Annotated in this window: 6 protein-coding genes; 3 read left to right on the top strand and 3 right to left on the bottom strand. The window is 53.4% G+C overall.

Translation table 11 applies throughout. The annotated features are described in order from the left end of the window. Window positions 1–8: 8 nt before the first annotated feature. Window positions 9–3,611: a preprotein translocase subunit SecA gene (gene secA / locus PLIM_RS12200; RefSeq protein WP_013110625.1), complete on the bottom strand. Its 3,603-nt coding sequence runs from the start codon at window positions 3,609–3,611 to the stop codon at window positions 9–11. 590 nt (window positions 3,612–4,201) lie between these two features. Here secA and PLIM_RS12195 point away from each other — a divergent pair. The 3 genes from PLIM_RS12195 (at window position 4,202) to PLIM_RS12185 (ending at window position 10,557) form a co-directional block, all read left to right on the top strand. Then, window positions 4,202–5,518: a chloride channel protein gene (locus PLIM_RS12195; RefSeq protein WP_013110624.1), complete on the top strand. Its 1,317-nt coding sequence runs from the start codon at window positions 4,202–4,204 to the stop codon at window positions 5,516–5,518. A 129-nt stretch (window positions 5,519–5,647) separates the two neighbouring features. Then, window positions 5,648–7,045 (top strand): 3-deoxy-D-manno-octulosonic acid transferase, encoded by a 1,398-nt coding sequence (locus PLIM_RS12190; protein ID WP_013110623.1) that lies wholly within the window; start codon window positions 5,648–5,650, stop codon window positions 7,043–7,045. Window positions 7,046–7,233: 188 nt separating this feature from the next. Next, window positions 7,234–10,557 (top strand): BamA/OMP85 family outer membrane protein, encoded by a 3,324-nt coding sequence (locus PLIM_RS12185; RefSeq protein ID WP_013110622.1) that lies wholly within the window; start codon window positions 7,234–7,236, stop codon window positions 10,555–10,557. 39 nt (window positions 10,558–10,596) lie between these two features. On the opposite strand, the gene PLIM_RS12180 is transcribed toward PLIM_RS12185, so the two are convergent. Together PLIM_RS12180 and PLIM_RS12175 are read right to left on the bottom strand one after the other, a co-directional pair. After that, window positions 10,597–11,529 (bottom strand): hypothetical protein, encoded by a 933-nt coding sequence (locus PLIM_RS12180; RefSeq protein ID WP_013110621.1) that lies wholly within the window; start codon window positions 11,527–11,529, stop codon window positions 10,597–10,599. Between the two features lie 272 nt (window positions 11,530–11,801). Then, window positions 11,802–12,665 (bottom strand): hypothetical protein, encoded by an 864-nt coding sequence (locus PLIM_RS12175; protein ID WP_013110619.1) that lies wholly within the window; start codon window positions 12,663–12,665, stop codon window positions 11,802–11,804. Between the last annotated feature and the right edge of the window lie 8 nt (window positions 12,666–12,673).

The following is a 12,673-nucleotide window of genomic DNA, read 5'->3' as shown; positions in this document are numbered from 1 at the left end:
CTAAGCCCTTATTGACCACAGCACTTCTTGAACTTCTTACCACTGCCACAAGGGCAGGGGTCGTTACGCCCCACACGCTGGCTGCTGTTGCGAATGGTTTCTACCACCGGGCTGCCATTGGCACCTTCACCGCGGTGAGCCACCATGTTGGAGCTACCGTCCTCCGACAGATCAGCCACAGATCCCGGAGCGGCATGCGTTTCTGAAGTCACACTCCACAAAGAGCCAACGAAGTCCGGGCTGACATCCTCAATGCGGAAAATGGCACCCGTCACCTGATCGCCAATTCGATCCCACATCTGCTCGAAGGCGCGCATCCCCTCGCGGCGGTACTCGACCTTCGGATCTTTCTGGGCATAACCCACCAGTCCGATGTTCGATCGCAAGTGATCCATGTAATACAGATGATCTTTCCAGGCCCCGTCGAGGCATTCCAGAATGAGCATCCGCTCAGCAGTATGCAGTTCCGGTCGATAGCGCCGGGTGAACTGCTCAATCAGATAATCGCGCGCCTTGGTGACATCTTTATCTTCGAAATCATCGGCTTCGAGTTCCGATCCAAACCGATCATTCGACCATTGAGCCAGACGATGTGCCGCCTCGGGGCTGATCGGACGGAATGGAGCTTTGGGCGTTTTCGCTGTTGTTTTCGCACTCGCCTTATTAGGGTCGAGATCACGATCTTCAGGAACTTCGCCACAGGTTTGAATCACCAGTTGCTGGATTTCTTCGAGAATTCCGGCTGGTGGCGCAAACTGCTCACTCTTCAGAATCAAAGCCGACTCGATACTTGCTCGAGAGAGATTATCGAACTGATCCGGTGAAAAGCGTGTATGGAAACGAGCATTCGACCACGCGACCAGACCACTGCGATCATAGCGCTCTGTCGATTGACCACCCGTTTCCGCCAGGAATTGCGACATCCCCACCGATACGGGGAAGGTGATCTCTTTACGTGTGTAATGATCCAGAATCCGGCTGCGAATATGAACTACCGCTGCCGGTGGTTCGAGACCTTCGAACTCTTGTGGCGGAATATCCAGCCCGAACTGATGCTGGATCCACCCAGCCAATGAGCGGCGTCCCCAGTCTTCAGACAAATATTCAGTCAATGGTTCAAACTCATATCGTCCAATGGCATCTTTCGCCCGCTGGTAGAGATAAATCTGCAGCTCATCGATACCGATTTTACGCAGTTCGCGATCATTGGTATTGATGCCGAAGTGGTTGTTGACCCACCGGCTCATCGCCGACCAGTTGCGTTCGCGATCATCCAGATCAGCTGGCAGATTTTCCTCCATCTGCTCGCGGATCTGATCTTCCGCCTGCCGCTCGGCCTGATCACGCAGGTAATCAACCATCCGGTCGTAGTCCATATCCCGGACATCACTGGCATCAACCTGAACACCAAATTTCTGTCCCGCCCAGTTAGCAGCAGTTTCCCAGCGATACTGCGGACTCAGGAAGGTCTTCGTCCACCGGTTCAACTGCCGGTCGATCATATTCAGGATCAGTGGGCGGCAAATGGCCCCATCGAGAATTGATTGCCGATAGCCATAAACGCGTTTGCGCTGCTCATCCATGACTTCGTCATACTCGAGCAGATGCTTACGCGATTCGAAGTGTCGCTCTTCGACCTTCTTCTGGGCAGCTTCAATACGAGAAGTGACCATACCGCTTTCAATACGCTCACCTTCCTGCATCCCCATGGCCGTGAGCCAGTCCTTCACCCACTCGCCACCGAACTTTCGCATCAGGTCGTCTTCGAGCGACAGGAAGAACCGGCTGGAACCCGGGTCGCCTTGCCGACCCGCACGACCGCGTAACTGCAGGTCGATTCGCCGGCTGTCATGCCGCTCGGTACCGACCACATGCAGGCCACCCAGCTCGGCAACTTTTTTTCCTTCGCTGTCCATTCCTTCACGGACAGCAATACGCTTTGTTGTTTCATTCCAGACCGATTTCGGGACATCAAGTCGCGAAACATAAGTGTTCTTTAGCTCATCCCAAGCCAGGTATTCAGGGTTACCGCCCAGAATAATATCCGTACCACGACCGGCCATATTGGTCGAAATCGTCACTGCACCCAACCGGCCTGCCTGAGCAATAATCTCAGCTTCCCGCTCGTGATACTTGGCGTTGAGCATGTTGTGCTTCACACCTTGCTGTGTCAGCTTGCGGCTCAAATGCTCCGAGTTCTCGATAGAGACCGTTCCCACAAGGACTGGTCTTCCTGTCGCGTGAACTTCCTTCACTTCTTCGATGACCGCATCCCATTTCTCTTTAACGGTGCGGTAGATCGCATCAGGGTAGTTAATGCGCTGTGTCGGTCTGTTTGTAGGGACGGCGACCACATCGAGTTTATAGATCTTCCAGAACTCGTTGGCTTCCGTCATGGCGGTACCGGTCATACCGCTCAGCTTAGGATACAGCTTGAAGAAGTTTTGTAATGTCACCGTAGCGAAGGTCTGTGTATCTTCTTTAATACGAACGTTTTCTTTCGCCTGCACAGCCTGATGCAGGCCATCACTCCACTGACGGCCTTCCATCTTACGGCCAGTATGTTCATCAATAATGATGATCTCATCATTCTCGACAATATAGTTGACATCCCGCTTGTAGAGATGAATCGCCCGCAGTGAGTTATCAATCAAATGCGGCCATTCCATATTGCCCGCTGTATAGAAACTCTCCACTCCTGCCAGTTCTTCAGCGTAGCGAATCCCTTCATCGGTCAGATGGCAGGTATGTTCTTTTTCTTTGACTTCAAAGTGAATATCCCGCTTGAGCTGCAGACCGATACGGTGAGCTTTGGGATACTTCGTGACATCGTCGTGAGCCGGCCCTGAGATAATGAGCGGGGTTCTGGCTTCGTCGATCAGAATGTTATCAATTTCGTCGATAATCGCGTATTGGCGGCGCTTTTGAACCTGCAGGTCTTTACGCGGCTTCATGTTATCGCGCAGATAATCGAAGCCAAACTCGTTGTTCGTGCCATAGGTAATATCACAGGCGTAGGCCTTCTGACGCTCAGGCTCGCGCATGTTGGATTGAATGGCACCGACAGTCAGGCCTAGTCCCGTATAGAGAGGGGCCATCCATTCCATATCTCGCAGTGCCAGATAGTCGTTCACCGTGATGACATGCACACTTCCCGCCAGCCCATTGAGAAAGGCCGGCAAAGTCGCAACCAGCGTCTTACCTTCCCCCGTCATCATTTCGGCAATCATGCCTTTGTGAAGGATAAAGCCCCCCACCATCTGCACGTCGTAATGACGCATTCGCATGAAACGCTTGCCACCTTCGCGTACCGCAGCGAAGGCTTCCGGCAGTATGTCATCGAGTGTCTGACCCGCACTCAATTTGGCTCTGAGCCTGGAAGTGGTCTGCTTCAGCTCGTCATCCGTTAGCTTTTCCATGACGGGTTCAAGCTGATTGATCTGATCCAGCGTGGATCCCGGAGTGATCGTTGTGGCCCCCTGGCGATCGCGCACAAAGCCAATCTGCCGCACACGCCGCTCGTTCGATGAGCCGAACAACCGGGTGAGAGTCCGTTCCACACCGCTGATGACCGCATTTGTCGCATCACCAATTTTGTCAATCAATTCCATCAGACATCCATCCGTGTTTGCCAGTCTGCCATCACGCACAACTGGCAGTGGAGTAATGGGTTGCTCGTTAACGCTCATCAATTCGAGTTCAGAAGAACCACGAAAGATTCGTCAACCAGCTCAATCGTTTCCCCGAGACCATTGTGACTGCCAAGTCAAATCAACGTAAACTCTTACAGCAAAAAGTTTAGGCGTTCTGCCAAAGAGGGTCAATCTCGCTCATGATGAACAATCCGCAACTTAAGTGCCAGCTCGCCGTTCAAACTCGATAACCCGCCACAAGTTGTTCATCTCAAAATGGTTGTGGAGAATGTCAATATTTCCATGCGGAAGCAGTCAGTGCCAGCTTGGCAGTCGCAATCAGGCATGGCGTTTTTGGCAGTCGAGGTTGTCTTCCCGATTGGTTTTCCTGTATCAGCAGCAGTTCGACTCAGTTTGAGACCTTAAGAATTACTCAAAAGGTTCGGACGGAACGCCAGTCATGAACTTCACGCAGCCACTTGCTCGCTTCGTGGAGAAACAGGCTTGTTATAAGTCTCATCGAACAGGGAGCTCCAGGCTGAATCTGCAGTTTTTCCAGGATATTTGCTTTGAACAAGCGGCGTGATTTCATCAATGAGCATGCACTGCTGCTCCTTCGCTGGCTGCTGACAAGTGCCATGCTCAGCGTAACAGTCGGGAGTGCGAGCGCACTTTTCCTCTGGCTCCTCGATCTCGCCACGAGAACCCAGCAGAGCTCCCCGTACTGGCTCTGGTCGCTGCCATTCTGGGGAGCGATTTCTGCCTGGCTGTACCTGTTTTTCGGGCGAGAAGCCGGGCAGGGAAATAACCTGGTCATCGCGGAAATTCAGCACCCGATGAAAGGGTTACCCTGGTTTATGGCACCATTGATTGTGCTTGCCACCATTCTCACGCATCTCGGTGGTGGTTCGGCAGGTCGCGAAGGAACTGCCGTCCAGATGGGAGCTGGTTTGGCAGGCATCTGGGCCCGCTGGACGAAACCGTGGCTGGGTGAAGACTATCGCGAGATCCTGTTAATGGGGGTGGCCGCTGGCTTTGGTGGCGTTTTTGGAACACCAGTCGCCGGTGCGATCTTTGCTGCGGAAGTCCTTTCGGTCGGAAGGCTGCCGACCTCTGCGATCCTGCCGTGCCTGCTCGCTTCCTGCGGAGCCGATTTTGTCTGCACGACGGTCGGGGGAACTCATCTGCATTATCCTGTGGACTGGGCAGAACTGAATCCATCAGGTTGGCTGCATCGTCTGGGAATCGTAGGGCTGATCATACTCCTGGGAGCTGTTGCCGGGTTGGTTGCCAAAGGGTTCTCTGAAGGATTGCATCTGGCCGGTCGCTGGTATGCCAAACTTTTACCTGATCCTATTCGCCGAATTGCCGTGGGAAGTCTGGTCGTCGTCTTCGTGGCCGAGTTCGTGGTGGGCAGAGATTATCTGGGATTGGGGACGACAAACCTCAATCCTCATGCGGTCACAATTGGCAGTTGTTTTCGAGCGGGTGGTGCTCACGACTGGAGCTGGCTCTGCAAACTCCTCCTCACCATTCTCACCTTGGCCTGCGGCCTCAAAGGGGGCGAAGTGACGCCTTTGTTTTTCATTGGGGCCGCACTGGGGAATGTGCTTGCAGTCAAGACGGGGCTATTACCTGTCGATGTCGCTGCCGCTCTCGGGTTTGTGGCCGTGTTCTCGGCAGCAACCAATGCGCCTCTGGCCAGTAGTGTACTCGCCATCGAACTCTTCGGGCCTGATCGGATCGAGTACGTCTTCGCAGCCTGTTTTTCGGCCTGGCTGGTGGCTGGAGGTTCGAGCATTTATTCGACCCAGCATCCAGGTTGGGGCAAAATGCTGAAAGAAACTGCAGGAAATCATCCGCTCGACACAAACACATCCACCTGAGTGGACATTACCCTTTAATCAACCGCGCGACTTCCGATTGACGCTTCTGACCGATTCGATTGCAATCGCCGGTTTGACTGCGGTATCGCCGGCAAACCTGTTCAGCATGCAGCGGAATCGAGAATCGACATGGAATGGTTGGTCAGCCGGTCTTTGAATCTCGGTTATCTGGCACTACTGCTGGTCGCCAGCCCGTGGATTCTCTGGAATCGACTGGTGCATGGAAAGTACCGCGAAGGGTTTCGCGAAAAAGTTCTGGGCGATCTCCGTCTTTCGCAAAGGGTGGATGCGTCTCCGGACAACGGGCGGCCTCTCTGGCTGCATGCCGTCAGTGTGGGGGAAGTTCTCCTCCTCAAACCATTGATCGCGGATTGGATTCGCTTCTACCCGCAGGTTCCAGTTGTGCTGACTGTCACCACACAGACGGGCCGGGGTGTCGCCGAGAAAATGATTCGCGATCTGGGGGCGAAACAGATCGAGGTACGTTACTTCCCGCTCGATTTCTCATGGAGTGTCAACCGGGCGATCAGGCAACTGCAACCACTGGCTATTGTTCTCGTTGAACTGGAAATCTGGCCTAATCTGGTTCTGGCTGCTCGCCAGCAAGCCGTCCCTGTCATGGTGATTAACGGTCGTTTAAGCGAACGGAGCTTTCGGGGCTATCACCGCTTTGTCGGATTTTTCCGCTGGCTGCTGAAAGAGATTTCCTGCGTCGGAGCCCAGACAAAAGAGTATGCCGCACGATTTGAGAAACTTGGAGTTCCGGCCTCACGCGTTGTTGTGACTGGAAATCTCAAATATGACCGCATTGAAACCTGCCGACAGAATCCCAGAACGATTGCTTTACGGGAGCACTTCGGCTTTCATTCCAAGGATATCGTCTGGATTGCGGGCAGCACACAACATCCGGAAGAAGCCTTGGCAATCGATGCCTGGTTATCACTCAGAAAAGAATTTCCTTGCCTGCAGTTGATGATTGTCCCCAGGCATCGGGAACGCTTTGAAGAAGTGGCTCAACTGATTCTCGCAAAAGGTTGTCAGCCACTGCGGAGAACATCACCCACTCCGCACAACTCCCCGCATAATGAGCTCCCTCCCATTCGTTTGTTGGATACACTTGGGGAATTGGGAGCCGCCTGGGGATTGGCTGATCTGGCTTTTGTGGGTGGCAGCCTGACCAATCGCGGCGGGCAAAATATGATTGAGCCGGCCGGTTATGGCGCAGCACTATTTTTTGGCCCCAACACCCAGAACTTCAAGCAGACAGTGGACTTACTCCTGGCCAACCAGGCAGCAAGTGTGGTTTCCAGCGGTGCCGATCTCGCAACTTTCGTCAGAAAATTGCTGGAGAACCCTCAGCAGCGAATTCTCCAGGGTCAGGCGGCTCAGCAACTCGTTCTTGATCAAAGTGGAGCTGTTGAAAAAACACTTGAGCTCATCACCACCCACTCAAAGATTCTGAAAACAGGAAGTGCTGGCGGTTTGGGCAATCTGGGTGCAGGGGTGATCCATGATCATGCAGCGTAATCTGCCGGTACTATCGATGTCTCGGCTGAGGATCTCGCCTTGTTCGGATTTCTCGAATCAATTATTCCTCACCAGCCGCGATCAATGCCTGTCTCAATAATTTCACGTCGCGCGACTCATGGATGAAAGCGAACCGCATGATGCGGCAGCCAATCGCACCTGTTTTCCGGGCCAGAGGCCTTACAGCAGTGTTCACACTGTTGTGGGCGATTTTCTGGGCAGGAACTGCTGTGCATGGCCAGTCCGCACCATCAGGCTCACCGGTACCCGCCAAAGCTGACCGCAATTCACTCTCGACACCGCTTTTCGTGCCACCAGCAGCTTTCACTTCGGGATCACGCTCGCCGGTTGCTCGTGGACAGAATGGAGATGATCTTGAACCCTGGATGCTCGACGAACCAGGTCAGGCCACATCACCCACCGTCAAGACGGTCAGCAGCACCAAGTCCGACCAGGAAACAGGCCGTGCTCGCCTCGAAGAAGATCGACCAGTTCTGCCAGGTGGATTCTCGAAACCACAGGTGACGCCCGCAGGTGGTACAACTCCCCAGCGAAAAACGCTGGCACAGGTCATGCATCCCGAGGACGAACTTCTCCTCGATGAAAAAGATCGCGACAGTGGCAACTTCCCGAAGTTTGACCCGATGAAGAAAAAACCTGGGCAAATCTTGCGAACTTCAGCCGAAGAGCAGGCCCCGGCCGAAGTCGACTTCAATTCCCAGGTTGTCGAAGTTCGTGTCGAAGGGAACGACACCATCCAGGTGCGAGAAATCGAAAAGCATATTAAGGTCCGCCCCAATCGCACTGTTAACGAACGCCTGATCAAACAGGATGTGGACGCTCTGGTACGCACTCGCTGGTTCACCACCGTCGAACCCTACGTTCGACAAACCGACGAAGGTCTCGTCGTCATCTACCGTGTCCTGGAGCGGCCGATCGTTCGCGATGTGCAGTATATTGGCAACCAGAAGATCAAAACATCCGTCTTCGAAGGGCTCACCAACTTAAAGCCCGGCAGCCCTTACGATATCAGCGCCAATCGTGAATGTGCTCGCCGAATTGAAGCTCACTACAAAGACAAAGGCTATTCGTTTGCGACTTGTACGCTGGAAAAGGGCGATTCCCGCGACGAACGAGAGGTTGTCTTCCGCATTCATGAAGGCCCCAAAGTGGGTGTGGATGCCATTCGCTTCGAAGGAAATGAGTTCTTCAGCGACAGCCTGCTCAAAACCAAGAAAGTTTCCAAAACCCGGGTTCTCAGGCTCTTCGGTGGTAAATATGACGAATCGACCATTCCGGATGATAAAGAAAGTCTGCGGCAGTACTATCACAGCCTTGGCTTCTTTGAAGTCGAAATTACTCATCGAGTCGACTTTAACGAGAGCAAGTCAAGTGCTACCTATGTCTATGTGATTAAGGAAGGCCCTCGATACAAGATTCGCAATATTTCCGTGGAAGGGAACAACGTTCTTACTGAGGCCGAAATTCGTCAGTACATTAACTTCAAGACGGGCGATCCTTATAGTGCCCGCGACATTGCGACAGATGTTGACAAGATTCGTTCCCGGTATGGTGAACAGGGACGACTCTTTGCGACGGTCGATGCGATCCCACAGTTTCTGGAAACACCCGGTGAGCTCGATCTGATTATCCGTATCAATGAAGACAAGATCTACGTCGTCCGCGAGTTCCGCGTGCATATTGAAGGCGATTACCCTCATACGAGGCATAACCTGCCCCGGAACATCTCGCGAATTCACCCGGGTGATCTCGCCGATCCTAAACTGATTAAAAAATCGGAACGACAACTTGCTGGATCTGAATATTTTGAGGGTGGGCCTCAGAATGGACCTCGGCTAGAAATTTCGCGAGTCTCCGAGATCGCCTGGCTGCAGGATCGGAGTCAACTGGCTGAAGGTGGCGATTCCAAGGCACTCGGTCAGTCAGAGTTTCTTTCGCCAAAACCGGATTTTCTGTCAGAAGCGAATTGTCTGCCAACTCAAAATAGTTCGACTTCTGGTTCATCAGCAGGGCGAGTCCAATCACGATCTGCTTCGAATGGGGCAGGTGCTGGAAGTCCATCCGTGCAGCAGGAACCGGAAGGACGCAGCTATCTGAATGGCAGCGGATTTTCTCAACCTTCAGTACCAACGCCATCGCGGACCGTCGGAAAAGCTCCCAGTAGCCAGCCATCCTCGAAAAAGACCGAGCCAGATTCCGGGGCAGACGATCCCGACGGGATCTATTTCATGCCCGGCTCGATGTTGAAAGTCGAGCAGCCTCAAAGTGTCGATGCCTCTGATCCACACGTCAGCGTTGTTCGCGGGCAGACGCGTGACATGCGTGCTCCTCAAAACTATGAATATGATAACAGCCCCCAGGGAGATCCCTACGGCAATCCTCGTCGCTTTGACCAGAATATCTATGATAACTCGGTTCCACCAGAATTTATTGATATCGATGCGTATTTGAAGGAAGCTCGCACCGGGCGGCTGATGTTCGGCGTCGGTGTGAACAGTGATGCCGGTGTGATTGGTAACATTGTTCTCAGTGAATCGAATTTTGATATCTTCCGCCCACCCACCAGCTTTGAAGATATCGTCAATGGCACGGCCTGGCGTGGAGCTGGTCAGCGATTTCGCTTGGAAGCGGCACCAGGTAGTGAGGTCAGTCGCTACACCGTCGACTGGTCAGATCCCTATTTCATGGATAGTGACTACAATATCGGTGTCAGTGGTTTCTACTACACTCGATTTCTCGAGTTCTGGCAGGAACAACGCTTAGGTGTGCGGCCACGTGTTGGTCGGCAGTTGACGCCTGAGTGGTCAGTTTCCGGAGCGATTCGTATTGAAGATGTCCAAGTAGATAATCCTGTCTTTCCACAACCGGAGAGTCTAACGGAAGTGGTCGGAAGTAATTTCCTGACGACAGGCCGCATTGGTCTGGCACATGATACGCGCGATGCCCCGTTTAATCCTTCGGAAGGACATTTTATTGAAATGTCCTACGAACAGGCCTTTGGTGATTTTGTCTATCCCAAGCTGGAGTTAAATGCCTGGCAGTACTTTACGACTTATCGCCGTCCCGATGGTTTCGGTAAACATATTCTCTCTCTCCATGCCGATGTGGGTTGGACAGGGAGCGATACACCGATCTTCGAAAACTTCTATGCTGGTGGTTTCCAATCGTTCCGCGGCTTCCGGTTCCGTGGTGTCAGCCCCGTGAATACCGGCGTTCGTACCGGTGGTAACTGGATGTTCCTCGGTGGTGCCGAGTATCAAATGCCAGTCACCGCCAACGAAATGCTGCATCTGGTGGCATTCACTGACTTCGGTACAGTCACCGAAGATGTGACACTCAATAACTTCCGTCTGTCAGTTGGTGGTGGCTTGAGAATCACTCTGCCAGCGATGGGGCCCGCACCCATTGCTCTCGACTGGGCTGTTCCCATCATGAAGGAAGAATTCGACCGGACACAACTCTTCAGCTTCTACATCGGCTTTACTCGATAACATCCGCGATGGGTTCTGGTTGTCTAGTAAAACGGGAAGTCAGTCTTCTGCAGTCGTCTGGCTGGCCTGTTCTTTAGCCAGTTTCGCTGCCTGTTGTTGACGGATGATTTCCATCGGGCTGAGTGGTTTCGCTACGGGCAGAGGATCTATCATTTCCTGAGGATTCACTGGTGATTCCGGCTTTTGAACCTCTGCCTGAGCCCGCTTTTGTTGTTCACGAATCAGTTCGATCGGGCTTTTTGCCGCTTGTGGAGCAACGGTTTCGCTGAGCTTTTCTTCAGCTGCCAGTGGCGAGCCACTTTTAGCTGCGTTCGTCGCTGGGTCTGCTTTTGCACGTGCCGCCTGCTGTGCACGAATCATCTCGATGGGCGATAGTTTTTGGGGGATCGCTGTGACAACGGCAGGGGCCATCGGCTCTTCTGGAGTCGCTGGCAGTTCCTCTTTCGGCGGAACCTGAGGAGTTGATGCTTCTAACGATTTGGATTTCGCCTGCTGTGCCCGAATCATTTCAATCGGCGACAGAGGCTTGGCGGGAACCGGTGGAGAAGTTAATGTCGGTGATGAAGACGCCGTCGGCTTCGTGAGCGGAGCAGTGCCCTCTGAGTGGCTCTGATTTGCCGATTTCGCCTGCTGAGCACGGATCATTTCGATCGGAGAGAGCCTTTTGGTCGTTTCTGGCGGTGCCGCAGTGACCGGCGGTTGAGGGACTGCCGCCGGGATAGGTGGAGTTGTCGCGACCGGTTCAACGACCTTCGGTGCTTCCACGCGAATCACATGCGCGGGGTCAATGTCGTACCACGAAATATCGACCGTCTGCTGGAATTCCACGAGCAGGCGACAGTTCATATTCACTGTCTTCACGCAGCCCGTGAGTCCGCGAAAACGAGTCAGCGCAGGGATCCCTTCGCGCACTTGAACGTACTGATCCGTCCAGGTCCGCTTCAATCGTTCGGCTTGATCAATCAAAGACATGAACCTGGCTTTCAAAGACGCAGGGCTTGCGACCATCGAGATTCATAATACCGATTCCAGAATTTACGATCACTTTCGTGCGTGCCTGTTTCTGGCGCGCTTGCCAAGTTTGCGGCGTTCGTGCCATGCTTGCGGCTCTGAGCAAGCATGCGATCTGGATCCGCTCACCCCGTCATTTTGAGCGAATCCACCCCGATTGACCAGTCACAAGTTCACCAGTCAGAGGAATTCTCAACCGACTGCCAGATGGGAATCTGCTGTTACTTCGGTCGTTACGACTGACGGATCGCCAAACTGGTGTTCAAAGGAAATGCCAGCTTGGAGACGACGCGATCTGCTCCCTGATTGAAGAGATATTGACGAGTTGAGTCATCATGCCAGGCCGTCAGTGCGACAACTTCCGTAGACTCAGCCAGGAGTTCGCCCGCGAGCAGGGCAGCATACTCTTTGAATGTTGCCCGAGCACTGATCGATCGAGAATCGCTCGTCTGCTGGCAGATCCAGGCATCCGCATCGACCAGCCAGATGTTCTTCGACGCTTCCTTCTCGGCACAATTCTGAAGTTTTCCATTTGCCGGCGTGAGCAGCAACTGCATCGATTCCCGCCAGATCGCATCGGGCGAGAGCACTTTCCAACCGGCGGTATTCATCGCATGGCTGGTGCAGGTTTTCGGCAAGATCCAGCGCATGACTTCTTCTCGTGAAGCGGTCCACGGGAGTGCAATGTCACGATTTCGAAGTGCATCGAGAATCTGTTGGATCCAACGATCCGCCCAGACTTGAGGGCATCGCAGGGCCGGGGGCCAGATATTCCGAGTCCGCCCATCCCCTTCACACCAGGGGCCGTAAATCACCACCACCTGACAGGCCTGCACAGCCGCTAAAAATTCGTCGGCCTCTGCAGGTTCAAATTCATCCGATGTCGTTTGTTCAATAACGATCAGTTCCACCACTTGTGATTCGGAGAGCTTGATCTTTCCTAGCCAGTAATCAATGGCTTCCGAGAGTGAGTGGACCTTGATCCATTCCAGATTCTCTTGGACACCCCAGGCAGTGAAACGTTGATATAGATTCGAAGCCTCCTCCGGAGAGACCCACAGGCCCGTGATCTTTCGATTCGCATGATTGTCAGGCATTGAGAAGA

The organism is Planctopirus limnophila DSM 3776, assembly GCF_000092105.1.
GTDB classification, from domain to species: domain Bacteria; phylum Planctomycetota; class Planctomycetia; order Planctomycetales; family Planctomycetaceae; genus Planctopirus; species Planctopirus limnophila.
This window is presented reverse-complemented; position numbering and strand designations above follow the sequence as displayed.